Annotated in this window: 33 protein-coding genes; 20 read left to right on the forward strand and 13 right to left on the reverse strand. The window is 45.5% G+C overall.

The genetic code is table 11. The annotated features are described in order from the left end of the window. Positions 1-272: hypothetical protein (locus tag AWV70_RS00505; RefSeq protein WP_201024291.1), on the reverse strand; the 272-nt coding region annotated here is incomplete at its 3' end. A 295-nt stretch (positions 273-567) separates the two neighbouring features. Here AWV70_RS00505 and AWV70_RS00510 point away from each other — a divergent pair. Then, on the forward strand, positions 568-759 hold the full coding sequence (locus tag AWV70_RS00510) for a hypothetical protein (RefSeq protein ID WP_060203236.1): 192 nt from the start codon (positions 568-570) through the stop codon (positions 757-759). A 110-nt stretch (positions 760-869) separates the two neighbouring features. Here AWV70_RS00510 and AWV70_RS00515 read toward each other — a convergent pair whose 3' ends face one another. After that, the gene (locus tag AWV70_RS00515; RefSeq protein ID WP_060203239.1) at positions 870-1,109 is read right to left on the reverse strand and encodes a YkuS family protein; all 240 of its coding nucleotides are present in this window, start codon (positions 1,107-1,109) and stop codon (positions 870-872) included. 227 nt (positions 1,110-1,336) lie between these two features. Here AWV70_RS00515 and AWV70_RS00520 point away from each other — a divergent pair, with 227 nt between their 5' ends. Then, entirely contained in the window at positions 1,337-1,717 is a 381-nt protein-coding gene (locus tag AWV70_RS00520) for a VOC family protein (RefSeq protein ID WP_060203241.1), read from the forward strand. Positions 1,718-1,767: 50 nt separating this feature from the next. Further along, positions 1,768-3,228 carry a protein adenylyltransferase SelO gene (locus AWV70_RS00525; protein WP_060203501.1) on the forward strand — a complete coding sequence of 487 codons (1,461 nt, stop codon included), beginning with the start codon at positions 1,768-1,770 and terminating at the stop codon, positions 3,226-3,228. 220 nt (positions 3,229-3,448) lie between these two features. Here AWV70_RS00525 and AWV70_RS00530 read toward each other — a convergent pair whose 3' ends face one another. The 4 genes from AWV70_RS00530 to AWV70_RS00545 form a co-directional block, all read right to left on the reverse strand. Further along, positions 3,449-3,622: a type II toxin-antitoxin system HicA family toxin gene (locus tag AWV70_RS00530; protein ID WP_235588496.1), complete on the reverse strand. Its 174-nt coding sequence runs from the start codon at positions 3,620-3,622 to the stop codon at positions 3,449-3,451. A 40-nt stretch (positions 3,623-3,662) separates the two neighbouring features. Next, positions 3,663-4,082 carry a hypothetical protein gene (locus tag AWV70_RS00535; RefSeq protein ID WP_235588497.1) on the reverse strand — a complete coding sequence of 140 codons (420 nt, stop codon included), beginning with the start codon at positions 4,080-4,082 and terminating at the stop codon, positions 3,663-3,665. Between the two features lie 128 nt (positions 4,083-4,210). Beyond that, positions 4,211-4,660, reverse strand: a complete 450-nt coding sequence (locus AWV70_RS00540) for an ImmA/IrrE family metallo-endopeptidase (protein ID WP_060203248.1) — start codon at positions 4,658-4,660, stop codon at positions 4,211-4,213. A 9-nt stretch (positions 4,661-4,669) separates the two neighbouring features. Next, positions 4,670-5,005, reverse strand: a complete 336-nt coding sequence (locus tag AWV70_RS00545) for a helix-turn-helix domain-containing protein (RefSeq protein WP_060203250.1) — start codon at positions 5,003-5,005, stop codon at positions 4,670-4,672. Positions 5,006-5,175: 170 nt separating this feature from the next. Here AWV70_RS00545 and AWV70_RS00550 point away from each other — a divergent pair, with 170 nt between their 5' ends. From AWV70_RS00550 to AWV70_RS00565, 3 genes are all read left to right on the forward strand, one after another. Next, positions 5,176-5,598, forward strand: coding sequence for a DNA-binding response regulator (locus AWV70_RS00550; RefSeq protein WP_235588498.1), 423 nt, complete (start codon positions 5,176-5,178; stop codon positions 5,596-5,598). Between the two features lie 242 nt (positions 5,599-5,840). Continuing rightward, on the forward strand, positions 5,841-6,041 hold the full coding sequence (locus AWV70_RS00560; RefSeq protein WP_060203254.1) for a BhlA/UviB family holin-like peptide: 201 nt from the start codon (positions 5,841-5,843) through the stop codon (positions 6,039-6,041). Positions 6,042-6,277: 236 nt separating this feature from the next. Continuing rightward, positions 6,278-7,075, forward strand: coding sequence for an N-acetylmuramoyl-L-alanine amidase (locus AWV70_RS00565; RefSeq protein WP_060203256.1), 798 nt, complete (start codon positions 6,278-6,280; stop codon positions 7,073-7,075). Positions 7,076-7,135: 60 nt separating this feature from the next. Here the strand turns inward: AWV70_RS00565 and AWV70_RS00570 are convergent, their stop codons facing one another. Beyond that, positions 7,136-8,041: an NAD(P)/FAD-dependent oxidoreductase gene (locus AWV70_RS00570; RefSeq protein ID WP_060203258.1), complete on the reverse strand. Its 906-nt coding sequence runs from the start codon at positions 8,039-8,041 to the stop codon at positions 7,136-7,138. A gap of 118 nt (positions 8,042-8,159) precedes the next feature. On the opposite strand from AWV70_RS00570, the gene AWV70_RS23665 reads away from it, so the two are divergent. From AWV70_RS23665 to AWV70_RS00590, 5 genes are all read left to right on the forward strand, one after another. After that, positions 8,160-8,309, forward strand: a complete 150-nt coding sequence (locus AWV70_RS23665; RefSeq protein ID WP_160327608.1) for a hypothetical protein — start codon at positions 8,160-8,162, stop codon at positions 8,307-8,309. A 69-nt stretch (positions 8,310-8,378) separates the two neighbouring features. Further along, positions 8,379-8,534, forward strand: a complete 156-nt coding sequence (locus AWV70_RS23670; RefSeq protein ID WP_160327609.1) for a hypothetical protein — start codon at positions 8,379-8,381, stop codon at positions 8,532-8,534. Between the two features lie 219 nt (positions 8,535-8,753). Beyond that, positions 8,754-9,650: a carbon-nitrogen hydrolase family protein gene (locus AWV70_RS00580; protein ID WP_060203260.1), complete on the forward strand. Its 897-nt coding sequence runs from the start codon at positions 8,754-8,756 to the stop codon at positions 9,648-9,650. Positions 9,651-9,654: 4 nt separating this feature from the next. Next, the gene (locus tag AWV70_RS00585) at positions 9,655-10,308 is read left to right on the forward strand and encodes a GNAT family N-acetyltransferase (RefSeq protein WP_060203507.1); all 654 of its coding nucleotides are present in this window, start codon (positions 9,655-9,657) and stop codon (positions 10,306-10,308) included. Positions 10,309-10,310: 2 nt separating this feature from the next. Beyond that, complete coding sequence (locus AWV70_RS00590) at positions 10,311-10,982, forward strand: hypothetical protein (protein ID WP_060203262.1); 672 nt, start codon at positions 10,311-10,313, stop codon at positions 10,980-10,982. Between the two features lie 50 nt (positions 10,983-11,032). On the opposite strand, the gene AWV70_RS00595 is transcribed toward AWV70_RS00590, so the two are convergent. The 4 genes from AWV70_RS00595 to AWV70_RS00610 all read right to left on the reverse strand — a co-directional run bounded on the left by AWV70_RS00595 (position 11,033) and on the right by AWV70_RS00610 (position 15,376). Next, a complete protein-coding gene (locus AWV70_RS00595; protein WP_060203265.1) occupies positions 11,033-12,121 on the reverse strand; it encodes a CotH kinase family protein in 1,089 nt (362 codons plus the stop codon). A gap of 840 nt (positions 12,122-12,961) precedes the next feature. After that, positions 12,962-13,726 carry a peptidoglycan editing factor PgeF gene (pgeF, locus tag AWV70_RS00600; protein WP_060203267.1) on the reverse strand — a complete coding sequence of 255 codons (765 nt, stop codon included), beginning with the start codon at positions 13,724-13,726 and terminating at the stop codon, positions 12,962-12,964. A gap of 259 nt (positions 13,727-13,985) precedes the next feature. After that, positions 13,986-15,086: a DUF2812 domain-containing protein gene (locus AWV70_RS00605; protein ID WP_060203269.1), complete on the reverse strand. Its 1,101-nt coding sequence runs from the start codon at positions 15,084-15,086 to the stop codon at positions 13,986-13,988. Beyond that, positions 15,083-15,376, reverse strand: a complete 294-nt coding sequence (locus AWV70_RS00610; protein ID WP_235588502.1) for a PadR family transcriptional regulator — start codon at positions 15,374-15,376, stop codon at positions 15,083-15,085. The genes AWV70_RS00605 and AWV70_RS00610 overlap by 4 nt, the downstream gene beginning before the upstream one ends. A gap of 170 nt (positions 15,377-15,546) precedes the next feature. Between AWV70_RS00610 and AWV70_RS00615 the strand changes: the two genes are divergently transcribed. The 5 genes from AWV70_RS00615 to AWV70_RS00630 are packed head-to-tail and all read left to right on the forward strand — an operon-like array spanning position 15,547 to position 19,334. After that, positions 15,547-16,071 carry an RNA polymerase sigma factor gene (locus AWV70_RS00615; RefSeq protein ID WP_060203273.1) on the forward strand — a complete coding sequence of 175 codons (525 nt, stop codon included), beginning with the start codon at positions 15,547-15,549 and terminating at the stop codon, positions 16,069-16,071. After that, on the forward strand, positions 16,064-17,332 hold the full coding sequence (locus AWV70_RS00620) for a DUF4179 domain-containing protein (RefSeq protein ID WP_060203275.1): 1,269 nt from the start codon (positions 16,064-16,066) through the stop codon (positions 17,330-17,332). The genes AWV70_RS00615 and AWV70_RS00620 overlap by 8 nt, the downstream gene beginning before the upstream one ends. 24 nt (positions 17,333-17,356) lie before the next feature. After that, positions 17,357-18,133 (forward strand): 3-hydroxybutyrate dehydrogenase, encoded by a 777-nt coding sequence (locus tag AWV70_RS00625; protein WP_060203276.1) that lies wholly within the window; start codon positions 17,357-17,359, stop codon positions 18,131-18,133. A gap of 30 nt (positions 18,134-18,163) precedes the next feature. Continuing rightward, positions 18,164-18,307, forward strand: coding sequence for a hypothetical protein (locus tag AWV70_RS24255; protein ID WP_235588499.1), 144 nt, complete (start codon positions 18,164-18,166; stop codon positions 18,305-18,307). A gap of 40 nt (positions 18,308-18,347) precedes the next feature. Then, positions 18,348-19,334: an alpha/beta hydrolase gene (locus AWV70_RS00630; RefSeq protein ID WP_235588500.1), complete on the forward strand. Its 987-nt coding sequence runs from the start codon at positions 18,348-18,350 to the stop codon at positions 19,332-19,334. Positions 19,335-19,371: 37 nt separating this feature from the next. Here the strand turns inward: AWV70_RS00630 and AWV70_RS00635 are convergent, their stop codons facing one another. Then, a complete protein-coding gene (locus AWV70_RS00635) occupies positions 19,372-19,557 on the reverse strand; it encodes a hypothetical protein (protein ID WP_060203278.1) in 186 nt (61 codons plus the stop codon). A gap of 127 nt (positions 19,558-19,684) precedes the next feature. Here AWV70_RS00635 and AWV70_RS00640 point away from each other — a divergent pair, with 127 nt between their 5' ends. The 4 genes from AWV70_RS00640 to AWV70_RS00655 all read left to right on the forward strand — a co-directional run bounded on the left by AWV70_RS00640 (position 19,685) and on the right by AWV70_RS00655 (position 24,449). Then, positions 19,685-20,236, forward strand: coding sequence for a histidine phosphatase family protein (locus AWV70_RS00640; protein WP_060203280.1), 552 nt, complete (start codon positions 19,685-19,687; stop codon positions 20,234-20,236). Positions 20,237-20,535: 299 nt separating this feature from the next. Further along, positions 20,536-22,206, forward strand: a complete 1,671-nt coding sequence (gene abc-f, locus AWV70_RS00645; RefSeq protein ID WP_060203283.1) for a ribosomal protection-like ABC-F family protein — start codon at positions 20,536-20,538, stop codon at positions 22,204-22,206. A 341-nt stretch (positions 22,207-22,547) separates the two neighbouring features. Beyond that, positions 22,548-23,744: a DUF3238 domain-containing protein gene (locus AWV70_RS00650; RefSeq protein WP_060203288.1), complete on the forward strand. Its 1,197-nt coding sequence runs from the start codon at positions 22,548-22,550 to the stop codon at positions 23,742-23,744. A 99-nt stretch (positions 23,745-23,843) separates the two neighbouring features. Further along, positions 23,844-24,449, forward strand: coding sequence for an alpha/beta hydrolase (locus AWV70_RS00655; RefSeq protein WP_060203290.1), 606 nt, complete (start codon positions 23,844-23,846; stop codon positions 24,447-24,449). 219 nt (positions 24,450-24,668) lie between these two features. On the opposite strand, the gene AWV70_RS00660 is transcribed toward AWV70_RS00655, so the two are convergent. Further along, positions 24,669-25,211: a hypothetical protein gene (locus AWV70_RS00660; protein WP_060203291.1), complete on the reverse strand. Its 543-nt coding sequence runs from the start codon at positions 25,209-25,211 to the stop codon at positions 24,669-24,671. Positions 25,212-25,395 lie beyond the last annotated feature (184 nt).

The raw sequence follows: 25,395 nt of genomic DNA on the forward strand, positions 1-25,395 counted from the left end.
GATTTCAAGTCGCCCATTTCCGACTTCAAGCTCCCGACATCAGATTTCAAGTCGCCCATTTCCGACTTCAAGCCCCCGACATCAGATTTCAAGTCGCCCATTTCCGACTTCAAGCTCCCAACGTCAGATTTCAAGTCGCCTATTTCCGACTTCAAGCTCCCGACGTCAGATTTCAGGTCACCCATTTCAGATTCAATATTGTCGACCTTGGCGTTCAAACTACCCATCTCTGTCTTCAAACCTTCAAGCAATTGCAGAATCCTTTCCTCCATCACTTTATCCTCCTTTCGTTATCATCTGTTGTCTACGTATCCGTGTATAGTCTGTTGTGTAAAGTATACAGGAAATGTAAACGAAAGTCCATACGAGAGAGAACGTAGGTTCCTGTTGAAGATAGTGCTTCCACATGCCTATTTGACACGAAATTTTCATGGAAAATCGTAAAAACTGTACACTTACCTCTTGTCCTGTCGGTAATTGAACGTACTCTATGGAGACAGGAGAATTGCTATTCGTGAATCAAATATGCAAATCTCCACTGTCAATCAAAGGGGAGGAGGTATGGACATGTCATTATTTTTCGAGGATGAAATTGAAAAGGTAAAGGGGAGAATCGGTCCTTCGGAGTTAAAGGAAATGATGTCACAGGATCCCCGCCTGAATGGTCAATTAGATGAGCTCCGTGCTTTCCAACGTAGATACAAAGCGGAACAGCGGGAAGCTTCACGCAGGCGTCAGACTTATTATTACCATGCATGAGTGATCAAAACAGCCTGCCAATCAGTTAGTTGATTGGCGGGCTGTTTTGTGTAGATGGTGGGAAAACAGAACCTATGCAGCTGCCATAGATTCTGTTTTTTCGGGGATGCTTATTGGAGGAGGTTCGCTTTCTTTTCAACGGCTTGGACGACATCGTCAAGCGACATGCCCTTCATCGTGATGACCGGGAAGTTGAATTCATGCGTATTCCCTTCATTAATCGCACGGACAACGCCGATATCATAGCCGGTGATGTCCTCGTCAGTGTTAAACATCTTTGCTTCATATCCTTTTGCCACGAGTGCATGCATGACGTCTTCGTATGGTTGTTCAACGGCAATTTTCACCATTTCCGTTTTCCTCCTTTCACTCATATCCATTGAAGTTCTATTATACGGTTCCCCGTATTGGTGAAGTTATGAGTGAAAGCTGGCGGTCATCGGTTGTTGCCGTTCAATCTTTGCAGCATATGCCGTCAAAATGGGTAATGTGTTGAGTTGTGCGATTGCAAGGGGATTGCTGTAAGATTAGGTTTACGATTAACGCAAGATAAAATAAGGGAAAAGAGGAATTGAACATGATTCATAAAATCGGACAAATTATGTTGTATGTGAACAATCAAGATGAGGCAAAGCAGTTTTGGACAGAAAAAATCGGCTTTACCGTAATTTCTGAAGAAGACAACGGCCAAGGGATGATATGGATTGAAATCGCACCGACTGCTCAAGCGGAAACGAGCATCGTTCTGCATAATAAAGAGCTCATCGCAAAATTGCAGCCAGAATTGAATCTTCAAACGCCTTCGCTGCTTTTATTCACGGAAAACTTGGATGCACTTTATGAGGAGCTAAAAAACAAACAAGTGAAAGTCGGGGAATTGGTTACAATGCCTACGGGCAGGGTGTTCAACTTTGCAGACAACGAAGATAATTATTTTGCAGTCTTGGAAAAGAAATGAAACCCTTTTGATTACGAAGCGGACATCTTATGAAACGGGAGTTGAAGACGATGACAGAAAGCAAAGAGTTCGGATGGCATTTTAATAACAGTTATATCCGTCTGCCAGAAGCGTTTTACGCGAAGACGGATCCGGAAGTCGCGCCATCACCGGAGTTGGTCATTTTCAATCATCCGTTGGCGGAATCGCTCGGTTTGGATGCCAAATCATTGCAAAGCGAAAGGGGGGTGGATGTCCTCGCCGGAAACCGGATTCCTGAAGGAGCGGCGCCAATTGCGCAAGCGTATGCGGGCCATCAATTCGGCCATTTTACGATGCTCGGGGATGGACGGGCCGTGTTGCTTGGCGAGCAGATAACGCCTGAAGGCAAGCGTGTCGATATTCAGCTGAAAGGTTCCGGGCGGACGCCTTTTTCCCGCGGCGGCGATGGCCGTGCGGGATTAGGTCCGATGCTGCGGGAATTCATTATTAGTGAGGCGATGCATGCGCTTGGCATTCCGACGACGCGGAGTCTAGCAGTCGTCGTGACAGGAGCGCCGGTCTATCGTGAGGAGACGCTCGAAGGGGCTGTGTTGACGCGTGTTGCGACAAGTCATATCCGAGTTGGCACGTTTCAATACGCTGCCGCGCGCCAAGTCGTTGAAGATTTGCGGACGTTAGCGGATTATACGATCGAAAGGCATTATCCGGAAGTGGCGAAGGAACCGAATCCATATGTGGCATTGCTTCAAAGAGTGATGGAAAAGCAAGCTTCGTTACTTGCTAAATGGCAGTTAGTCGGTTTCATTCATGGCGTCATGAACACGGACAATATGGCAATCAGTGGCGAGACAATCGACTATGGCCCGTGCGCCTTCATGGACACATATGATCCGGCAACCGTCTTCAGCTCCATCGATCGGGAAGGACGCTATGCGTATGGCAATCAACCCGGAATTGCAGAATGGAATCTGGCGCGCTTTGCCGAAACACTTTTGCCGCTCCTCGACGAAGACTCGGAAAAAGCCATCGAGATTGCAACGAAGACACTTTCAGGGTTCGCCAAGATGTATCATGACCATTGGCTAGCGGGGATGAGAAACAAGCTCGGCTTGTTCAATGAAGAACAGCAGGATGCCCAGCTTGTGAAGGATCTATTGAAAGTAATGAAGAACAATCAAGCGGACTATACGAATACGTTCCGTTCATTGACAATGGACGACCTGAACGCACTGCCAATGTGCAAGACGCCGGAATTTATCGAGTGGCATGCTAGCTGGATTGCGAGATTGGAAAGACAGCCGGAATCGGACTCTGCCGTGAAGCAGCTGATGCGAGAGAACAACCCCTCCGTCATCCCGCGAAATCATCGAGTGGAAGAAGCATTGGATGCGGCGATTAAAGGGGACTTCAGCGTGATGGAAAAGTTGCTCGACGCTCTTGAAAATCCTTACGCTTACACAGCTGAACAAGAAAAATACATCTCACCATCTGAATCGACGACGCCATACAGAACATTCTGCGGGACATGATACGTAAGCGCTCATAAATCCGTTTAAGTGATCATAAACTGCTGCGAGCGCTCATAAATCTATATAAGTGATCATAAACCGCGGCCGGCGCTCATAAATCCGAAAAAGTAATCATAAGTCGCTGTAGCCGCTTATAAACAACATGAAAAAAGACCAAACCTAAAAATGGACTTGGTCTTTTTTTACGAAACCAAGACGTCAATCTTTCTCGTGTATGGTTCTATTTTATATCATTGAAATATTCTTCAGTAACTTGTAATTGTTTCTTTAAGATTTCCTGCCATAAATGTCCTTTGACCTCTCCTGTTCCTCTGGAGACTTTTGTACGTTTAATTGTACCGTCTTCCATCACTTTTCTAAAATAGAGATGATGGCCTTTTTTCTTATATTCCACCCAGTGATCACGCCGACAAAATTGCTCTATATCCCTCCAACTAGGCATAGACGATAAGCGATCGAACAGCACCATAGTCGGGTTGTGCAATTAGCTTTAATACATAGGGAAGATGTTTCCTACGATTCGGCGAGTTGAAATACATTTGGAAGGAATCCATGTATTCTTGCGCATAATCCACCAAAGCATCGGCAACAAGGTCCAAGACTTCTTCTAGGGATTCTGCGTTTTCTGTAATATCCAAATCGTTTACTGACATTGTATAGGACTTGTCATTTTCGATAAACAAGGTTGAGTTGATTTCTAAATGATCAAATGCTGCTTCTAAATGTTCGGAGCTAAGGGCAGCCCATTCATCACGATTTCGTCGGACGAATCGCGGACCTTCTCTAACCACATCATCATTGAACTGACTCCAATTTTTCCGGACATCAGTAGCACTAAGTGTAGTATGCATCATTTCTCACTCCTTCTCCTTTCATCTTATCATACCGTACATAGTGTACGCAATGTACGCATAATTGATTCCTGGAGATTATTAAAGCGAGAAACGAAGTGAACGGGTGTTCTTTTTGCATCCAAAAAAAATTACTGCTTCCGCAAATAAAGGGGATCAAAGAAAATCTCATACCCTTCATGGATTGTGGAAACACCAAAACGGGAGTGGTAATGGCCAATGCACGTCATTAAATAATCCTCTGTCACTTCAAGATGCGTGCACACTTCTTCAATCGTCTTAAAACCAGATTCATGGCATTCAATCAATTTATCCAGCGAGACGATCTTTTCATATCCCCACCTCCTCGCGGCTAACTCCAACTTTAAATTTGTCAGTTTCCGAAGATCCGTAATATCGCCGTACGTTGTTTCGTAATGACCGATTTCCTCCGCTAAAATACAATGTTTTTCATAATGGCTTCGATTTTTATCAATGAGTACGACTTCGTCCATATACAGGCCCGCAAGCCCGGATGGAAGTGTTTTGACTTCCTTGATGACCAAGTGGGGGTATTGGGCAATCAGGGATTCATAGGTCATGGAACCACCTCACTTTCGCTGCGATTTGATAAATTGAATATATTTTTTTATGTCTGCCAGCTCTTCCTCTGTCAGATCGTCGTCAAAATGGGCGGCGATCGTTTCAACTGTCGACGGCTTTTCCGGCGTGTTCAACCCGAGCATTTGATCTAACGACAAATGAAACGTTTCCGCAATCGCCTTGATCATTCTCGTTTTCGGTTCAATTGAATCGGATTCCCACTTCGAAACCATCCCTTTCGTAATCGAGAGACCTAGCTTTTGATTGATCCGCTCCGCAAATTCCTCCTGGGACAATTTATTTTCATTCCTAATCTTTTTAATTTCATACCCTATAGAATGCATCGTGCAACCCCCTGTTCGTTATGGATATTATATACTGAAGTTTCCTTTGTGACAACTTTATTCATTAGAAGTAGTTGTAAATGAAACATTACCGTGATAAAGTGTTGACTAACAAGTTTCATTAGTGACATTTTGTTTCATTAATGAAACAAAAATAAGGGGTGATATTGATGATGAAGGAGGAAATGGAGCAGTTAGTGAAGGATTATCATTGGATGATGAACAGCGTGAAAGTCATACGGGAAGGCATGAATGAAGTCGGTGAAGGGATGACTGCGCGATACGGACTGGAAGCGGCGATGCCGAAAGCGAACGGCGGCCGTCCGAGCGATCCGATCTACCGGGAATTCAACAGAAGGGAAAGGCGCTTGAAGAAAGTGTACGATTATGAGCGGAAGATCCAACTTGTCCAGGAACGGATCCCACTCATCACAGAGGACCGCGATATCGAAGTGCTGCATTGGTTGCTCGAAGGGAAGAGCTTGCGCTGGATTGGGAGACATATGCAAGTGTCGGACCGCCAAATCGGAAGAGTAAAAGATGCAATCATCGAAAAGATGTCGCACATGCCGCATGTGCCGCAGATGTCGTAGAAATGCCGAAGTGAAATCTTCCGAGTTACAATGGGTGCAGGCCAAGGAATTGGTCATTGCAACATACCCTGTCGCAAATGTCGCACATGCCGCAAATGTCGTAGAAATGACGAAAGGAAATCTTGCGGGTTACAATGGGTGTAGGCCAAGTAAATCGGCCGCATGCAACACAATAAAAGGAATTCCAAAGGAGCGTCCATTGGGCGTTCTTTTTCTTTTCCTGAAATAAAAGGAGGATTGGCATGGCTACAAAAGAGCTTCTAGGATATTTTTTGACACAGGGCCCCTTTGCCGTCCTGTTCGTATGGTTGTTTTGGTATCAAGTGAAAAGCAGTGAGTCAAGGGAGAAGCGTTATCAGTCATTATTGGAAACGATGGCGGATAAATACGATGACATTGTAGAAGAAATTCGAGAAGTGAAGGAGCGGTTGCCGAAGCAATAGGCATCGCTTTTTTTATTGGCGAAATGGATGGTGCGTAAGTCATGAAGTGAGCAAATCGATGCGCAACTCGAGCAAAACCGGTCCAAACTCGCTTAAAACATATCCACACAACCGGAAAGGAGGTGGTGCCTTAAGAAAACGACATGAAAGGGGGTGCTTGTCATGTAGATGTCCAAAAACGGCGGAATATGTATAGTCACGGAATAAAAAACTAAAAAACGAGAGGAAGATGAGAAATGGTTAAAATTTATATCGATCCGGGGCATGGTGGAACAGATCCGGGAGCTCAGGGAAATGGATTGAAGGAGAAAGATGTGACACTCGCAATCGCGACGCGTGTCAAAAATATGCTTGTGAATGAGTATTCCAATGCGACGGTGCGGATGAGTCGGACAGGCGATCAGACCGTCAGCCTGGTACAGCGGACTAACGATGCAAATGCTTGGGGAGCTGCCTATTATTTGAGCATCCATATTAACGCTGGAGGGGGAACAGGGTATGAGGACTATATTCATAATGCGCTGTCGGATTCGTCCTCAACCGCTCAATTGCGGAATACGATTCACGCAGAGATCGTGAAACTGATCGACATGACGAACCGAGGAAAGAAGAAAGAGAATTTCCATGTGCTGCGCGAAAGCAATATGCCCGCGATGCTCACGGAGAACGGGTTCATCGACAATGCGAGCGATGCTGCGAAAATGAAAACATCGGCATGGCTTGACAAGGCAGCAAGGGGTCATGTCAATGGACTAGCCAAGGCGCTTGGCCTGCAAAAGGTTAGCAATCCGCCTCCATCGGGAGTATTATACCGCGTTGTGACCGGGTCTTTCACTACAAGGGCTAACGCCGATCAACAGATTGCCGCGCTCAAAGCGAAAGGATTCGACAGCTTCATTGACATCGCTGTCGTGAATGGCACTACGTATTACCGAGTCATCACAGGTTCATTTTCGGACAAGGCAAATGCGGACAAGCAAGTGGCCGATTTGAAAGCTAAAGGATTTGACGCGTTTATCATTGTGGTTAATTAATCAATAACACAAAAACGCCTGTGCAATCGTTGCTTGCACAGGCGCCTTTACATATCCGAATCAATCACCAAAGTATTCATTCGTCAAATCGCCATTCACCCCGATAGCGGCAGCGCTTCCGGACCCCGCGGCGATGACGAGCTGGGCAGGGACGATGTTGGCGGCGTCGCCTGCAGCATAGACGTTCCACACATTCGTTCTGCCATATTCGTCCGTTTGGATGCCTCCGTATTCATTCAACTCACATCCAAGCTCCTCCGCGAACTGATTGCAATGGCTCCAAAGGGGAGTGACGAATCCGCCGGCGCGTTCAATGAGTGTCCCGTCCTCTAGGCAGATTCCTTTCAACTGGCCATTTTCGCCTTCAAGCGAGGCGATTGTATCTTCATAAACTTGAATGCCCTTCGCGAGTAACTTATCACATTCATCCGCCTCAAGCCGTCCTTCGCCATTCGTGAACACCGCCAAATCCTTGCTCCACACAAAAACTTCCTTTGCAAGCTTATACACATTTTTATCCGCAATGACGGCGAGCGGCTTGTCACGGAGTTCCCACCCGTCACAGTACGGACAACTAAACATGCTCGTCCCGTAGAACTTTTCGATATTCGGAATGTTCGGCTGCTCGTCTTTCAATCCTGTCGCCAAGATGATTTTTATCGTTTGAAAGAGATTGCCTTCCGCCGTTTTCAGTTCAAAATGGTTGTTGTTGAGCTGTTTTATGAAATCGACCTTTTCGCTTTTAATTTCCACAGATGAATAGTTGGCGATATCTCTGTGAGCGAGACGGCGGAACTCGTCGGGCAGAATGCCATCGCGGGTAATGAACCCATGGGCCTCGCGCGTCACCCGGTTCCGGGCTTGATTATCGTCAAAAAGCAACACGTTTCTTGTTGCTCTTCCAAGCACAAGAGCGGCATTCAATCCGGCTGGACCTCCGCCTATAATGACACAATCATATATCATGAAGCCATTCATCCTTTTTAGTGAAAGTTTACCCGTTGGAAATGAAAATAAGCCTTACGCGCAGTTAACTTTCATGAAAGTAGGTGTCCGTACTTATACTGGACTATGGAGGGATGAGGTGGAGAAAAAGATGGTGGAACGCGGCATTGGTCTTGGATCATGTTTAGCTGTCGTCATTTCGTGGAGTGTGCACAAATCGATTCTTTGGGCCATTTTCCATGGAATCTTAGGTTGGCTATATGTTCTTTATTACGCGTTGATGAGATGATGCCAAAAGGTTTTGGAAGGGCTCCTTTTTGGGAATACTACATGTATCAACGTAAGGAGGAACGTCATCATGAAAAGCTATGCCGGCGATAAAGACGATAAACAAAATGGACTTCCGAAAGACTCCGCGGCACTTGCGAACGATGCAGCAAGGAAAGCCGAAGCGCAGATGGAATCAATCAAACAAGAAGCACGAGATGAAATGAAAAGACAGCAGAAACAATAGATTTACGACGGATGCCTGCCGATTTCGCAGGCATCCTTTTTCATTTGGTGCAATCTTTGCTAGTTATGCTCGAGTTTTGGGTGGTTTTGTCGCAATCTCCGCAACTTATGCTCGTTTTGTGACCTTATACCTATAGGTGAACCTGAAAAAATAATGAATGACTTTACCTCTTCCCTATATTATGATGTTGCTAAATACATGTAATAGGGGGTTTTGTCAATGAAACTTCGTGTTTCCGCTGTGCAATATCATCTGCATGCAATACGCTCCTTTAAGGAGTTTGCAGCGCAATGTGAGCACTACATCCGAAATGCCCAGGAATATGGCGCAGAGTTTGTTTTATTCCCGGAATTCTTTACGACGCAGTTGCTTTCGATTGGTGATGAAAACGGAAAAGCGCTGTCAATTGAGGCGCTGCCAGGCTTTACGCATCAATATATCGAACTGTTCACGTCGCTTGCAAAAGAAACGAACATGCATATTATCGGCGGTACTCATGTCATCCAGCGTGAGGGGCGCCTTTATAATGTCGCTCATCTTTTCTTCCCGGATGGCACAGTGGAGGAGCAAGCGAAGTTGCACATTACCCCTTTCGAAATAGAAGGCTGGAATATGGCAGCGGGCGACGTGCTGAAGGTATTCGATACAGAAAAAGGAAGAATCGCTATTTTGACGTGCTATGATATAGAATTCCCTGAAATCGTCCGGATGGTGAAGGCCGCAGGTGCGGATGTCATCTTCTGTCCGTCTTGCACCGACGATCGTCATGGGTTTCATCGCGTCCGGTATACGAGCCACGCGCGAGCGATTGAAAACCAAGTATATGTTGTGTTGACAGGGACGGTCGGCTCCTTGCAAACGGTCGATTTCATGCGCGCGAACTTCGGGCAGGCCGCAATCATTACCCCGAATGACATTCCGTTCCCGCCGAAAGGATTGGCGGCGGAAGGCGAGCTGAATCACGACATGCTTGTTACGGCTGATTTAGATTTGAGTTTGTTGTATGAAGTGCGCGAGAAAGGCTCGGTGACGACTTGGCGTGATCGTAGAACCGATCTGTATACGGATTGGGGAGTAAAACCAATCGGGAGTGAGAGCAGTGGCATATCGCAGTGAAGTGATGGTCTCCCATAATGGAAGCTTCATTCCTGTTGTTGTCCGTAATTATACACGTGCGGATTTCGATGCCATGATTGCACTCCAGGCGGATTGCTTTCCGCCGCCGTTTCCGGAGGACCTATGGTGGAGCCAGGAACAGTTGGAGAATCATGTCAGCCTGTTTCCGGAAGGGGCAGTCTGCGTTGAGCATGCCGGTAGAATAATAGGTTCGCTTACAGGTTTGCTCGTAAGGTTTGCTTCCGATTCGCTAGATCATACATGGGAGGACATGACGGATGGCGGGTTTATCCGAACCCATGATTCCGACGGCGACACGCTCTATATTGTTGACATTTGCATCAGCCCGGAGTTCCGGAAGGCAGGGCTTGGCAAATGGATGATGCAGGCGATCTACCTGCTCGCTGTCAAGCTTGATCTGGAGCGGGTCCTTGGCGGCGGGAGGATGCCCGGCTACGGGAAAGTCGCTGGAGAAATGTCTGCACAGCAATATGTCGAAGAGGTTGTTGAAGGAACTTTAAAGGATCCGGTCATTACGTTTTTGCTCCGCTGCGGACGCATGCCTGTCAAATTGATTGAAAATTATTTAGAAGATGAAGAGTCGCATAACAATGCGCTATTGATGGAATGGAAGAATCCGTTCAAGAGGGGGAACTAGAGATGGAATTTATTCGCATAAACAATATTGAAGATCCGCTATTTGCACAAATGCACGCATTACTGGGGGATATTTTCCCGCCGGAAGAGGTTTTGGAGTTCGAACTATGGAAAGAGCCGCTTGAAGACTCGGGCATCCGCGTCTTTGTTGCAGTGCATGAAGGGAAAGTCGTCGGTGCAACGGAGTACCGTTACTATCCGGACTGGAATATCGCAATGACCGATTTCACGATCATCGGGCAGTCGGGCCTAGGCATCGGCCGTTTCTTGGCGAAACAGCGCGAAGAGGATTTACAGCGGCTGGCGCAGGAAAATGGCAAGACATTATTTGGCATGTTCGGTGAAATCTACAACCCACATGAACGTGAAGACTTCACTTTCGGCGGCGTGATGGCTATGAATCCGTATGTAAGAAGGGAAGTGCTGTCCCATCTTGGCTACAAGAGACTTGACTTCCCGTACGTCCATCCATCTTGGAAAAATGACGGGGAAGCGGTGGAAGGACTCGATTTCTGCTTCATGCCTACAGATGAGCGATTGACGGAAATCCCATCCAATCTAGTCGTTGATTTCTTGACGGATTACTACTCGGTCTTGCCGAATAAACCGCAGCAATGGCTCGATATGGTAGAAGCATTGAAACAAAAGGAAACAGTTACGTTGCGTCCGTTATAAAATAAAATCCATGCCAACCCCTTAACTAAGGGGGGCGTGGATTTTTTCATCTACAGCGTATCTATCTCTTTCAGAATAAATGCTGAACGTTCTTCGATATAGTTGAAGATGTAGTCGGGTTCTTGATCAAAGCGATCGATACTGTCCTTTTTATAAGGATCCAATAAAACATAAGGCCGAAGCAAGGCATGCATTCCTAGTATTCTCGGTTTCAAGTAGTCCACAGTGAATTGATTACTTACAATGTCCTTTAATAAGCTTTTATATCGGTTTCGGAATGTGTTACTAGTAAGAATCCTTGCGGTAAGCGTGTTGAATCCTGTAATCCGTAAATAATCGCTTTCCATTTCCTCGCCATTTACGTCCCGTCCCCAGGTCGCATCATAATCCCATGGAATGATTTCATACAGACCGTTCTCCTTGTTCCGGTAAAGTGCATAATTATGGACAAATCCATCGAAATTCTGCGTGAAAATGACACCGGCGAGCCAACGTAAATACTTATCAACGTTTAAATAGTTTACAATCTTCTTTTCAAAATCTTCCGTTGAAATCGTATTAATGTCGATGATCATTTGATGTAAATGATCTTTGTCTTTCTGCGTTCCGCATTTTTGTTCATATCCAAACGTAAGGGATTTTTTTATTTCTTTGTCCAAGTCGCTCATTAACGAAAAATTAGCATCCCCGTCGACTGCATAAAAAATAGAACCGGCTGGTAATTTTCGATTTGCAAGGAATCGATCGTCAACTGATTCCAATTCCAAGTACACCCCTTCGTCTCTTCCATTCAATTTCAAAAAGACAAACTGAGCTTGCGGGGCCAGGCACCCAATTTCACTAAAAAAATCAAAGGAAAGTTTATTTCTCATTAATGATGGATCTTTATATTCTGCATTCAAATGAAATGTGTTCGCATTTCGATACGTTTTAGGCTTGTATAAGGAAATCTGATATGACTTTTTAGGGAAGTCACGGATATGAGAACCGCGATAAGCGATGTCTATTTCGTATTTCTTTCCAAGAATCGTTAGCTTTGCAGAAACCGGGTCATCAATCCAAATGTCTTTTCGGAGTTCACTTATATCCAAAGGGTGAATAAATAGTCGATATTCAGGCAGCTTCTCGATAGTTCCCATGAAATCCCACTCCTTCATTCATTATTCTATTTCTATGAATAAAAATGAAGGATGTTTCCATGACGAAGTTTATTGTAATTTGTGCACTTAACTCTACCCCTGTCAATTTCGCGACGTATTGTAATACGAGGGGAATAGCAGTGAAAAGCAAAAAGCTTTGCCGAATTCCTTCTCTTACTATTTAGAGGGGAGGTTTGGACATGTCACTCTTTTTTGAAGATGAGATACGTAGAGCAAGGGAAAAGGTAGATCGTTTAGGGCTAAGAGACTTTATGTTTCAGGATCCTCGCAGCAACAAACGTACATCACGGGAAAAACGTAGAACGAGTAGGGTTCAAGTAACTTCGCGTAATCGTCGCCGTACGAGCAGGGTTCGGGTAACTTCACGCAATCGCCGCCGCACGAGCAGAGTTCGAGTAACTTCGCGTAATCGTCGCCGCACGAGCAGGGTTCGGGTAACTTCACGCAATCGCCGCCGCACGAGCAGAGTTCGAGTAACTTCGCGCAATCGCCGCCGCACGAGCAGGGTTCGGGTAACTTCGCGCAATCGCCGCTGCACGAGCAGAGTTCGAGTAACTTCACGTAAAAGATGTTGTGGAAATAGGGTTCGAGTCACATCACGCAATCGTCGTGTGACAAGCAGAAATCGGGTAACTTCGCGTAACAGAAGAAAGAATGTATTCGATACCCAACGTAATTTCCGGCCTAACTGCAGAAACCGAGCTACGTGTCGAACTCGATTTTTTTAGATTTCGAGAACTAAGCTATTCAAAGTGCAATGAGTGCAAAAGAAATACCCGTCCAACAGCATCGCTTGCTGGGCGGGTATTTTCTTGTGTGTTAGCTACCTTTCCTCATAACGAAGCTCAAATGCCGTCCCGCTTTCTTATCTTGACGGTACGAGAAGCCATCCGGGCTCACATAGGTGCATGTCCGATCGATGGTAATCCGGTTTTCCGGGACACCCGCCAGTTCAAGTTGCTTTTTCACCGTTTTCTGGTTGTCGATATGGTATTTATTCGTGGCCTCATTGAAATACATGAAGTCATCAGCATAGCCGAGCGCTTTGAATTTCACATACACATCCTCGTCGACTTCGAACTTCTCCTGACTTAACGCCATCCCGATTTGCACGCTAAAATCGCCAGGCCTACACCCTTCGACTTTGCTCAAATGCTCAAACACCTTCAACGTAATTTCCTTGACGGTCCCTTGCCAGCCGGAATGAATCACCCCAATAAGGCCGTTCGATTCATTCCAAAAAATGACCGGCACACAATCGGCTGTGAAGCTGCATAATAGAATATTTGGTTCAACAGAGTAAAGTGCATCTGTATCCGGAATGGCAGTCGCTCCGATTTCAGCGCCGCGCCCTTTGTCGGCAAGTGTCACTTTGTGGAAGTTGGCACTGTGGGTCTGACTGGCAGAAACGAAATCTTTCAGCCCGCAATTAAGGGAAACCGCCAATTGTTGTCGATTTTCAAGGACGGATTCCGGCTTGTCACAAGCGTGAAACGCCATATTGTTATGTTCAGGCGCAGTACCGTCCTTCAATGTCGTTCCTGCAACGAATGTATTATTATCAATATAAAGTTTAGTTTTCATATCATCACCTGTTCTTACTATACTCGATTACATCATGGACAACCATGACAACTGTTCCGTTTTTGATTAAGTTTCATTACCTCAATGAAAACAATCAGTTATCTATTGAATAGATGAAAGTATCTATTGAATCCGGCAAGTTATCTATTGAATAACTGCAGTTATCTATTGAATAAGCAAACTTATCACCAAAACATGACTTTTCTCCTGCGTGTATATGCTTTACCCACACTCCAATTTACAAACCACAACAAACTAGTTAAAGCCGTAGCATTTTCACTTCCCTGCGATAGCCCGCAATGATTTTTGTAAATAGCACAATCCATACGAGGATACTAAGCGCTAAAAAGAAGCGGATGAAACCTCCAAAGGACCATTCAAGAAAAGGATCACGAACTACGATGATGTTTACGTAAAGCGATTGAAAGCTGACGAGCAGGATGAAGGCTCCCATGCTTAGATTCATGGCGAATGCCCTTCTTATATAGCGCACTTTTTCTTTCGGGTCATAGCTGAATGCTGGGACTTCTTCGCCTTTCTCGTAAGGCATTGCCCAAATAGAATAATTGAGCCATGTAATATTGGATGTGAATTTAAGTTTCCAACCGATTTCTTGATGGAAAGAATAAAAGTCCGTATTCACTTTCGGCTCGAAATTCACTTCATAGCTGATGAGTTGAGCTTCCGTCTCCCGAAATGTAAAAACAGCAGCAGTAACGGATTCTAGTTCGAGCCCTTCTTTCGCCAATCTTTCGAGCCATTGCTTAGTCTGCAAGGGCTGGTACATCCAGCCGGGCCGCATTTTGCGTACCTTGCGTCCAACACTGCCCTTTTCAATTTTCGCACCCATTTCCCTGACTTCAAATTTACGGTAGGCTCGGAAAATGAAGATTGTTAGAAAACCTAGAAGCAAGAAGATAATAAGGGGAATTAAGATAGGCATTATCATTAGTTTCCCTGTCGAAACGTGGCTGGCGATCCCCCATATGAAAAAGAAAGGTAACTGGAGCGAAAGCCAAAGCGTCGTGAGCATCAAAAAAATATATGCATGCAATCGGGTTCGTTTTAGAATTGCATCGCGCATTGGTCTGGAAGTGATCTCCTCCGTTTCGTTTTTCAATATCCGCCATTTTCCTGAGGTGGTTGCGACTTCCCAACCTGACGCGAGCAGCCCGGAAGTAATATCGCTTTTCTCATATTGAATGGCATATGCCGCTACGGTACTCGGTCCTTCCTGGAATGAAAACATCCGTAATAACGGATTGATACTAGTTAGATGATAGCCGTCCCTCGCCATTTGTGATAGCCATTGTTCGGTTTGGTCGATTCGATAACTCCAAAACAACCGAGTTCTTTTCATAAGAAGTCCCCCTCAAATCGCAATACATTTGCGTGCAATTCCTTTAGCCGTTCCATTTCAGCTTGCATGACCAGTTTTCCGCTAGCAGTTACTTCGTAAATCGTTTTCCGCTTTTCATCCGCAAAAACAGTAATCATGGAATCCTTTTGCATTTTCATCAATGTGCCGTAAATGGTGCCGGAACCAAGTCGAATCCGACCTTCCGTCAATTCCTCAACCCGCTTGATAATCCCATACCCATGGCGAGGTTCAGTAAGAGATAGCAGTATGTAAAAGGCAGTTTCTGTCATGGGTACATATTTCTTTAGCAACTTCTCCACGTAATTCCTCCAACTTTCAGATCGATATGTCATGGTTCGACTATATCACGATGCGACATATTTGCACAACATTTATTTTATTTTTAATAAAAATGAACTTTTTCACGGTATGATGACTCTTATAGGGGAGAGGTGAGGTCGTGAAGGTCGTTCGGTTAGTGAAGAAAGCGAAAAAGGGGAGCAAAGAGGCATTGCTTCAACTGATCATGGATCAGCGGGATGACTATTATCGTCTTGCCCTAACATATATGGGAAATGAAAACGATGCAATGGATGCGATGGAAGAGATGATTGTCAGTTTATATATGAATATTCACCAGCTGAAGAAAGAAGCAGCGTTTTACAGCTGGAGCAAAACCATTCTTGTGAATAGCTGCAAGCAGATGCTGAAAAAGCGGCAAAACCTTGTATTGGTGGATGAATGGGACTCAGAGGAATCGGCTCATGATCCATATTTGCAAAGTGAACAACATATGGAAATTCAAGAGATGCTTACGATTGTGAATGAACATCAAAAAGAAGCTATTCAATTGAAATACTTTCATGATTTGGATTACGAAACAATTGCTGAGATGACAAAAGTTTCCGTGGGAACAGCGAAGTCAAGGGTCTTTCAAGGGATAAAGAAAATAAGGAAACAATATAGGGGTGAGGTTGATGGATGATATCGAAAAAGAATTGCTTGAACGGAAGAAGCAGTTGGACGAGATAAAAGCGCCCGATGAGCTGGAAGGACGCCTTAAGCTGGCACTGGATGCCGCACCTGTTACAAAGAAAGTGATGCCAAAATGGGTTATGACAATAGTTGCCCTATTCTTTTTATCTCTTGTCAGCTATAACTACAATGGATTGGCGTATTACGGCAAGAAAATCATAGGATTCGATGACTTGATGGGCGGCACACTTGCCGAATTGAATGAAGAAGGAATGGGGCAGACAATAGGGCAGCAGGTAGTGCTTGAAGATGGATCCCAACTGACAGTGGATGGGATTATGACGGATGCCAATCAATTGATCCTTTATTATACACTTTCAAAAGTAAAGGATCAGGAGGACATTACTTTTGCAAAAATTACAGGCTTTTTGACAGATTCGAATAGGGGTGCTGGAACTTCAATGCTCAATGAAGAGCAGTCTGAAATCAAAGGAGAATTGTTTTTCGATCCCGTTAGCCCATTTGCTAAGAAGCTGATGTTGGAATTTACGAAGTTGACCGAAGGCGGTGCGTTTATGTCGGGCAGCATTTCATTCCCCTATGATCCGAATAAAGCGATGCAGACCGAAATCAAGCAGAACATCAAGAAAAAGGTGAAAGTCGATAAAGGGAAAATCAACTTCAAAACTATTACTGCCACGCCGACAGTGACAATGATCAAAGGGACAGTGGATGTGGAAAATCTCGATCGGGTCCAACTTCCTTTCGATAAGGTCGAATTGCTCGCAAATGGACAGTCCGTGGAACTGTTGGGAAGTGGCATTACCTCCTCGCTAGGGGGGGCAAAATTCGAGCTGCGATTTAGTGCATTGCCGAAGAAATTAGATTCCTTGGAACTCGTAGTTAATGAGTTTGTTGGCTATACGACAGTAAATGAACAAATTCCGCTTTCTACGACCGCTGAGCAGCCTTTTAAGATGAACGGATACGATCTGTGGGTAAAGGATGCAGTGAAAACTGACGCCGGAGTGGAAATTACAATAGCGACAGATGAGGATGTCCTTTTGGATGATGTTAGTGTTGAAGGGCAGGACGGTATTGTTCCGCTGGAAACAACATTAAGGCAGAATTATGAAACAACTGAGAATGAAAAAGTGGTAAAGGTACGTACATTGTTATTTGCGACGGACGCACTGCCGGACACTTTACAAATAAAAGGAATGCACCATATGAAGGCAGTTGGTGAAAAGATTGAAATACCTGTAAAATGAAATAAAAAAAAAGGGGGCGTTTGTATGTTGAAAAACAAAGTGGCACTGATCACAGGAGCGGCGAGCGGAATCGGGCTTGCGATTGCGCAGGAGTTTGCACGCGAAGGGGCCAAAGTGGTCATCAGTGATTTAAACAAAGAAGCGGCGGGCCAAGCGGCAGAAGAACTGAAAGCTCAAGGGTATGAAGCGTTAGCTGTCGGCTGCGATGTGACGAATGAAGAGGATGTCGATCGGAGTTTTGCGGAAACGATCGAGACATATGGACGTCTCGACATTTTAGTGAATAACGCAGGACTTCAGCATGTGGCACCACTAGAGGAATTCCCGACGGACAAATTCGAGTTTCTGCTGAAAGTGATGCTCACCGCGCCTTTCATTGCGACGAAAAAGGCGCTTCCGCTCATGAAAGAGCAGCAATTCGGCCGGATCATCAATATGGCGTCCATCAATGGACTGATCGGGTTTGCCGGTAAGGCTGCCTATTGCAGCGCAAAACATGGCGTCATAGGATTGACGAAAGTTTCCGCATTGGAGGCAGCGCCATTCGGCGTTACGGTCAATGCACTATGTCCAGGCTATGTCGACACACCGCTCGTTCAGAAGCAGTTGGCTGATCTTGCTGTAACGAGGAATGTACCGCTCGAGAAAGTATTTGAAGAAGTCATTTATCCGCTTGTCCCCCAAAAGCGGTTGCTGTCCGTTCAGGAAATTGCGGATTATGCCGGCTTCCTTGCGAGCGATAAGGCGAAAGGTGTAACGGGGCAGGCGGTCGTCATGGATGGCGGCTATACGGCTCAATGAGGTCAGTCGGTTAAACCGAGGAAGTGTTATATGCAAAAGAAATTGGGAATAAAAAACGGAAAAAAGACCAATAATGAAAAGGCCACGATTGATTGCATCCCCCCTGCAATCAGTCGCGGCTTTTTTCGTTGGGGGAATAAAAAAGACCCTATTAACTATTATTTACATATATAAAGTCAATTATTATCCGATATAATAAGAGCAGGCATAGTAAATGCTGAGAGACTATAAGGGAATGAGAACAATTAAAATAAATTGGAAGAAGTTATTGGTTCTGTTTTCAACCGTCTTCCTAGTGATACAGATTGCGGGCAGCTTTTTCTTCTATGAGCTGGCAGTTAAGCGCGGTCCGAAAGAATACTTGCAGGGAAATGCCGATTTGGAAGTTTCAGATGATACATTGGAACTTTATTTGAACGGTGACTGGAAAAAATGGGTCGCTGCTCAAAAGTTCGAACCGCTCCACTTGACGTCACGTGATGGGCTGAAGCTATCAGGCTATTATTTGCCAGCCGCCAAGCCGACGAACAAGCTTGTCATTTTGACGCATGGCTATTTAGGCCACGCCAAACAGATGGGGCTCTTTGGACAGTATTACCATAATGATTTAGGCTATAACATCTTCATGCCGGATGCGCGGGGGCATGGCAAAAGCGAAGGCGACTATTATGGATTCGGCTGGCCGGATCGCCTAGATTTGATTGATTGGACGAATCTGTTAGTGCAGAAGCTTGGTCCGAGAACGGAAGTGGCGTACCATGGTTTATCGATGGGGGCGGCAACTGTGTTAATGGCGAGCGGCGAAGAAGAGCTTCCACGACAAGTGAAAGCGATCATTGCAGATAGTCCATACCAATCCGTCTACCAATTGTTCACCTACCAAATGAACCGGATGTTCCATCTGCCGGCATTCCCGCTTTTAGATAGCACGAGTGCGTTGACGAAAGTCCGTGCCGGTTATTCATTCAGGGAAGCCAGTGCCTTGAAGCAAGTGAGAAAAGCGAGTGTACCGATCTTTTATATCCATGGGATGAATGATACATTTGTGCCAACGGAAATGGCGGGGGAATTGGAACGCAACACGTCGAGTGACAGTGAGATATTCCTTGTCCCGAAAGCCAACCACGGAGAAGCCTTTGCGCTTGCCGGTGAAACATATAAAGTGAAGGTCGGTCATTTTCTTGACCATTATATGAAATGAAGAGCCGGTCCCCGTCATGGGAACCGGTTTTTTCTTTTCACTTAGGCTCGTTATCTTTTCTAATTTGTGCAGGATCTGTGTCGCTATATTTCGCTGTCCCTATACCACTGGTGCGGGCAAGAACTTCTTTCACTTCGTTATAGCTAAGCCCCGAGTTTGCATTTTGCTTTTTCACTTCTTCGATGTCAGTTCCTGCCACTGTGAATTTTTTCGAAATCTTCATTGTCTCCACCTCCATTGCATTAGGATTCCTAGCGAAGGGTTTTTTATTCTTTTGTCGAAGTTTGTTATGGAGCGATATATGTTTTCTTTCAATTCGGCAAGGGAAAACAAGAATGGAGGTGGTTGGATTGGAAAAGACAATTTACATTGTTCGTCATTGTTCCGCAGAAGGTCAATCGCCGCATGCAGATTTGACTGCGGAAGGTATTGTCCAGGCAGAGAAACTGGCGGAATTTTTTGAGGAGCTGGAAGTGGAGCGAGTGATTTCAAGCCCTTTCATCCGTGCGCGGAGGACTGCTGAGCCGATTGCGGATAGGAAACAGATCCACATCGAAGAGGACAGTCGATTGGCGGAACGGACATTGAGCACGCGTGCATTTGAAGATTGGCTATTGAAATTAGAGGACTCTTTTCTTGATGTCCATTTGAAATACGAAGGTGGGGAATCTTCCCACGAGGCGATGGAGCGTGTTTGTAACGTGGTGGATGAATTGCCCGATGGTTCCAAGGTTGCGCTTGTGACACATGGGAATCTGATGACACTTTTGTTGAGATGTTATGATGAGCGGATCGGTTTTCAGGAATGGCAGGCGTTGACGAATCCGGATGTCTATCGTGTGCAAGTGATGGATGGCAGTGCGCATGTGGAGCGGATTTGGAAGGAAGAAGTCTTGCATTGAATTCAATTGAAGATTTCATTGAAAGAATTTTGAAACTATAGTATAATGAAATGTATCTAAAGAGGAAGGGAATGACGTGTGGACGATGTACAACTAATCTTGGAGTTCCGGAAAAGAACATGTTTTATTCTTACGGAAAACAGGATTGGTCTGTCCACTTTTACGTCATTTCCTCAAACGGCTTATTTCCCTATTTACAGGGGTTTTTTGAGGTATTGTAAAATTGGATAATGAGTGCCAATCCTTCCGTTATCATCCGGAGGGATTTTTTTATGCCCTCCTTCAAGGGAGGAAGTAGTATGTTAGTAGGAAATATTCATCATTTGACGTACTCGATTGGAGATGCGGTCATATTGGATAAGGTTTCAGCAGAATTGCCGGAAGGGGCTTGTATTGCAATTGTGGGTCCGAATGGGGCAGGAAAATCGACATTCTTATCAGTGCTAGCGGGGGAGCTTAAACCGACGTCGGGTTCCGTTGATTGGATTGGCAAAAAGCCCAGCATCACTTATTTCAAACAGGAGCAAATGGACGAAGGCAGTGTTGACTGGGAGCAATCGGAGACATCATTCTACCGTTCGAAATGGAATGTTCCGGAGCAGGCGGACTATGCATGTGCGAGCGGTGGGGAGCGGATGAAAATGCGTCTATCAGCAGCGCTGTCCGTGAAAAGCGAGATTGTTTTATTAGATGAACCGACGAATCATCTGGATGGAAAAAGTTTAGATGAATTGGTGAGGATCATCAATGAAGGGAAATCAACGTACTTGATTGTTTCGCATGACCGGCACTTCATTGACAAGACTGCGGATTTTGTCTTTGAAATTGAACATAGGAAGTTGACAGTATACTCGGGGAATTATTCGGCGTACCGCGAGAAAAAGGAGATGGATCGTTCTATACAAGAACAGCATTTCATTCAACAGCAGCGAAAAATAGCCATGGTGGAAGAGCAGATGGCGCAGCTTGCAAATTGGTCGGAGAAAGCGCATCGAGAATCGACGAAAAAGGGTGGCCGCGTGATGGGTGCAAAAGAATATTGGCGAATGAAGGCGAAAAAGAAGGATGTTCAGATCCGTTCGAAGCGGACGCGGTTGGAGGCGGAGCTCGAGAAGGAGCGCATAGAGAAGCCTGAAGAGGAAATTGCCGTTGAATTCGATGTGAAAGGGAGACGGAGAAAAGGGCATCGTGTGATGGAATTGAAGGATGTGCGCAAAGCTTTTCACGGGAATGAATTGTTTGGAAATGTGTCTTTTACCGTGCAAGCGGGCGAGCGGATTGCACTTGTCGGTTCAAATGGAAGCGGAAAGTCGACGCTATTCCGCATGATGATGGGACAGGAAGATCTTGAGGGGGATCTTTGGCTGACAAAGGGCATGTCAATCGGCTATATGAGTCAGGCCGTTCTCGATTTGCCGGAAGATGTAACGCTTGCGGACCATTTCCATGCGGATACATTCCAGGAACAAGGGATGATTCGAACGCAGTTGACGAATCTCGGTTTTGGTGAAAAACATTGGCATTTGCCGATCGGTCAATTGAGCCAAGGCGAGAAAGTGAAAGTGAAGCTGATGCAATTCATCTTGGAAGGGACGGATGTGTTGCTGTTGGATGAGCCGACGAACCATCTCGATTTGCCGTCGAGGGAACAACTTGAAAAGACATTGGCGTCATTTCCGGGAACGTTGCTCTTTGCCTCGCATGACCGGTATTTCACAGAGCGAATGGCGGATGGATTGCTCATCTTCGAAAACGGAAGCATCCGGAAACGGCCGACGACATTGCAGGAGTGGGAGGAACAGAAGAATGCGCCGCCAAAGAAACCTTCCGTGGACGAACGATTGCGTGTGGAAACTGAGCTACAAGCAGTTTTAGGAAAATTAAGCATGTTGAAGCCTGGCGATGCGGAATATGTTGATTTGGACAGGGCGTTTCATGAGTTAAGCAGAAAATTGAGGGAGTTGAAGTAGTGCAACCCGCTTCGGACACGTGCCGGAGCGGGTTTTATTATAGGGGCGAGCAGATTGGAGGAGTTATCTATTGAATATGGAAAGTTATCTATTGAATACGCGGGATTATCTATCAAATCGAGCAAGTTATCTATTGAATCCTTAAAGTTATCTATTGAATAAACGAATTTATCACCAAAACGGGACTTTCCGACCTCCCTGCAAATTTCATTAGGTGGTTTTGCGCGAGTGTGCCGATCCCATTGTTTCACCACGAACCAACAAGGGCATTGACAAGAAAAAGCTATACGATGTTTAGGCGATCAGCCAATGCAGCAAAATGAAAGCAGGAGGTGGTCCGTATGCGATTTGAAATCAAATCAGTGAAGCATAAGCATGACCTGATATCATTCACTTGGAATGATGTCGGCGGATTCTACAATGTATACAAGGACGGCAAGCATTTGTATGAAGGGTCCGTTGCCGAATTCCAAGACGGTGAATTCAAGCACGGCAAGCTATACCACTATACGATTGAACGGGTTGAAAACAATCAAGTTGTCGATGTAATCGCGATGCAGACATCGGCCTTTGCCGAACAGAAAAATGTCGAAAACCCGTTACAAATGCTTGTCATGACGACGATTGTCGCTAGAACGCAAATCGCGCTGTCATGGGAAAGAATAAAAGACGTTGAAGAATATGAAATATACCGGAACGGGGACTACATCGCAACGACCGATATGAATAAATTCATCGACCGGGACATTGATGTGAACCAATCGTACGTTTATATGATCCGTTCAAGACGTCCGTTGAATAAATCAGAAGAGCGTTTGACGTCGGTCAAGTCGGCGATTTCCAACCTTTTCGGCATATTGAATCCTGCCACGACAAGGAAGGAATCGGCTGTTGAAACGTTTACGTCGGTCAAATCGATCGGGAAGCTGAGTGAAATGCTGAAGCCGACAAATGAACGTGTGCAGGAAGTTGCAAACGTCGACCAGTGGAAATTCCGCTACACGACGTTCCTTGCAGATGAGTGGGTTCGAAATCCGAATCTGCTTTCGTTGAATCATTTCTTCGAAGGTGACCGGCGGGGATTCGATCCGAACGGGGAAGGCTTTCGGACGCGTGTCGACATTGAGCTCGCCTATGGTGAGAAGGGGGATCCAATGACGTTCACAAAAACAGTAGGGACGACCATTGCATATGATCATCTGAAGCGCTACAGGGAATCGGCAAGGGCGTCCGCCGACGGTATTACGTTGAAAAGGACAGACCACCAAAAAGGGGAAAGCGGCTTTTTGTTGGAACATGCTGTCGGCAATCCGTTGACAACAGCGCCGAAAATCGACTATGAAGTGAATGCGGTCTTCAGAAGGAATGGCACATTCGATATGTCAGGCTATTTCGATCCGGCGCCCCATCACGAAATTTATTTGATGAAAGGAAGAGGAGAGGCATGGCAGCCTATCTTGCAAGTCGAAAGCAGGGGGCTCGGCTTCATGTCTGAAGCAATCGCCTACCATTATTGGCGTTGCTCGAACTTTGAATGAATCATCCCTTTTGACATCAGAGTTGGCTTCTGTTATTATTGTCTCGAATTCAAGATATAATCCGTTCGTTTTACTATAAGAAACTAAGGGGGAGCAACTATGAGACATATTTTTAAACAAGGAACCAATAAATCGAAACCGACGCTTCTTTTATTGCATGGAACCGGGGGGACGGAGCAGGATCTATTGCCGCTTGCGGAATTGATCGACCCGGAAGCTTCCGTATTGAGTGTGCGTGGAAATGTGCTGGAAAACGGGATGCCCCGATTTTTCCGTCGTTTAGCGGAAGGTGTTTTCGATGAGGAGGACCTAATTTTCCGGACGAAGGAATTGCATACATTTTTGGATGAGGCAGCAGAAGAGCATGGATTCGACAGGTCGAATATTGTGGCTGTCGGTTACTCGAACGGCGCGAATATTGCAGCGAGCCTATTGTTCCATTATGCGGATTCGTTGAAAGGCGCCAGTTTGCATCATCCTATGGTGCCGAGGCGAGGAATCGAGCTTCCTGATTTGGCGGGAGTTTCGGTGTTCATTGCCGCAGGGAAGAACGATCCACTCTGTACGGCGCAGGAGTCGTCGGACTTACAGGCATTGTTGACGGATGCAGGTGCTTCGACGGAAGTTCATTGGGAAATGAACGGACACTCGTTGACGCGGACAGAAGTGGATGCAGCTGCGGAATGGTATCGCAAGAAATTTTAATGTAAAAAGCCGATCCTTCGTAGTACGGCTTTTCAATTTATGCGCGATTGGATCATTTTATGCGCATTTATAAGCGTTTATGGACTTTTACGGAGTTTTATGCGCTTCTAGAAAGGTTTATGGACTTTTAGAGGACTTTATGCGTTTTTAGATCGATTTATGCGTGATTGAGATGAAAAATGAAGCCGCTCCAACAAATTGGGACGGCTTATATTGCGTTTATCTTGTTTTTTGTGGGCGCTGCCAGATGAAATAGGAAACAGAGATGGCGAAATCGATGCCAAGGATGAGTGCCCATACTTTCAACATGCCGGATAAGGCTTCGGTTTTGGATGGGTCATCGATCAGGTAGATCATCACAAAAAGGAAGGTGCCGCCGATGATGAATGCAAGCACATGCTGCAACGAACCTTTCATTGAGTGTTTGGCATAGGCGTGGCCATATTTGCGGGCCGGCTTCGTTCCTTGTTTTTTGACATAATACAAAAATCGTTCATCCGCCCAGCGAATCATGCTTTTTCCGAATGCGACGGAAACGCCGAGATAGATGGCGGCGAGCGCATGGACTTGCGTGGCGGTAGCACCGTTGTAGAGGTCATTCGCTGTCACAATTAGCAATAACAGATCAATGACTGGGGTTAAAGCTAGAAAAAATAGACCGAGACGCTTTTTGTTGAAAATATATCTTGTGACAAGTCCTGCTGCGATGACGACCCAAAATCCGATTTCGCAAGCAATGATGATCCAAGCAATGAAGTTCATAAAAACACCTCTTTTTTGTACGGCTGTATTGTTCAATTGTATCGTACCATAGAATGGAAGATTCACAGTTTGTACAAATAAAAAAGGTCTGCCAATTGGCTGCGAACCGGTTGACAGACCTTTTTTCGTTTCATCAAGGGCACAATTAATCGCACAAGGACTCAATTATCTCTCGTGCGCAGCC

It is taken from the genome of Sporosarcina koreensis, assembly GCF_001531445.1.
Lineage (GTDB): Bacteria > Bacillota > Bacilli > Bacillales_A > Planococcaceae > Sporosarcina > Sporosarcina koreensis_C.

Excerpts from the sequence above, each read along its gene's own strand:
- AWV70_RS00510 (WP_060203236.1), top strand. The coding sequence starts at position 568 with ATGTCATTATTTTTCGAGGATGAAATTGAAAAGGTAAAGGGGAGAATC.
- AWV70_RS00515 (WP_060203239.1), bottom strand. The coding sequence starts at position 1,109 with ATGGTGAAAATTGCCGTTGAACAACCATACGAAGACGTCATGCATGCA.
- AWV70_RS00520 (WP_060203241.1), top strand. The coding sequence starts at position 1,337 with ATGATTCATAAAATCGGACAAATTATGTTGTATGTGAACAATCAAGAT.
- AWV70_RS00525 (WP_060203501.1), top strand. The coding sequence starts at position 1,768 with ATGACAGAAAGCAAAGAGTTCGGATGGCATTTTAATAACAGTTATATC.
- AWV70_RS00535 (WP_235588497.1), bottom strand. The coding sequence starts at position 4,082 with ATGATGCATACTACACTTAGTGCTACTGATGTCCGGAAAAATTGGAGT.
- AWV70_RS00540 (WP_060203248.1), bottom strand. The coding sequence starts at position 4,660 with ATGACCTATGAATCCCTGATTGCCCAATACCCCCACTTGGTCATCAAG.
- AWV70_RS00545 (WP_060203250.1), bottom strand. The coding sequence starts at position 5,005 with ATGCATTCTATAGGGTATGAAATTAAAAAGATTAGGAATGAAAATAAA.
- AWV70_RS00550 (WP_235588498.1), top strand. The coding sequence starts at position 5,176 with ATGATGAAGGAGGAAATGGAGCAGTTAGTGAAGGATTATCATTGGATG.
- AWV70_RS00560 (WP_060203254.1), top strand. The coding sequence starts at position 5,841 with ATGGCTACAAAAGAGCTTCTAGGATATTTTTTGACACAGGGCCCCTTT.
- AWV70_RS00565 (WP_060203256.1), top strand. The coding sequence starts at position 6,278 with ATGGTTAAAATTTATATCGATCCGGGGCATGGTGGAACAGATCCGGGA.
- AWV70_RS00570 (WP_060203258.1), bottom strand. The coding sequence starts at position 8,041 with ATGATATATGATTGTGTCATTATAGGCGGAGGTCCAGCCGGATTGAAT.
- AWV70_RS23670 (WP_160327609.1), top strand. The coding sequence starts at position 8,379 with ATGAAAAGCTATGCCGGCGATAAAGACGATAAACAAAATGGACTTCCG.
- AWV70_RS00580 (WP_060203260.1), top strand. The coding sequence starts at position 8,754 with ATGAAACTTCGTGTTTCCGCTGTGCAATATCATCTGCATGCAATACGC.
- AWV70_RS00585 (WP_060203507.1), top strand. The coding sequence starts at position 9,655 with ATGGTCTCCCATAATGGAAGCTTCATTCCTGTTGTTGTCCGTAATTAT.
- AWV70_RS00590 (WP_060203262.1), top strand. The coding sequence starts at position 10,311 with ATGGAATTTATTCGCATAAACAATATTGAAGATCCGCTATTTGCACAA.
- AWV70_RS00595 (WP_060203265.1), bottom strand. The coding sequence starts at position 12,121 with ATGGGAACTATCGAGAAGCTGCCTGAATATCGACTATTTATTCACCCT.
- pgeF (WP_060203267.1), bottom strand. The coding sequence starts at position 13,726 with ATGAAAACTAAACTTTATATTGATAATAATACATTCGTTGCAGGAACG.
- AWV70_RS00605 (WP_060203269.1), bottom strand. The coding sequence starts at position 15,086 with ATGAAAAGAACTCGGTTGTTTTGGAGTTATCGAATCGACCAAACCGAA.
- AWV70_RS00610 (WP_235588502.1), bottom strand. The coding sequence starts at position 15,376 with ATGACAGAAACTGCCTTTTACATACTGCTATCTCTTACTGAACCTCGC.
- AWV70_RS00620 (WP_060203275.1), top strand. The coding sequence starts at position 16,064 with ATGGATGATATCGAAAAAGAATTGCTTGAACGGAAGAAGCAGTTGGAC.
- AWV70_RS00625 (WP_060203276.1), top strand. The coding sequence starts at position 17,357 with ATGTTGAAAAACAAAGTGGCACTGATCACAGGAGCGGCGAGCGGAATC.
- AWV70_RS24255 (WP_235588499.1), top strand. The coding sequence starts at position 18,164 with ATGCAAAAGAAATTGGGAATAAAAAACGGAAAAAAGACCAATAATGAA.
- AWV70_RS00630 (WP_235588500.1), top strand. The coding sequence starts at position 18,348 with ATGCTGAGAGACTATAAGGGAATGAGAACAATTAAAATAAATTGGAAG.
- AWV70_RS00635 (WP_060203278.1), bottom strand. The coding sequence starts at position 19,557 with ATGAAGATTTCGAAAAAATTCACAGTGGCAGGAACTGACATCGAAGAA.
- abc-f (WP_060203283.1), top strand. The coding sequence starts at position 20,536 with ATGTTAGTAGGAAATATTCATCATTTGACGTACTCGATTGGAGATGCG.
- AWV70_RS00650 (WP_060203288.1), top strand. The coding sequence starts at position 22,548 with ATGCGATTTGAAATCAAATCAGTGAAGCATAAGCATGACCTGATATCA.
- AWV70_RS00655 (WP_060203290.1), top strand. The coding sequence starts at position 23,844 with ATGAGACATATTTTTAAACAAGGAACCAATAAATCGAAACCGACGCTT.
- AWV70_RS00660 (WP_060203291.1), bottom strand. The coding sequence starts at position 25,211 with ATGAACTTCATTGCTTGGATCATCATTGCTTGCGAAATCGGATTTTGG.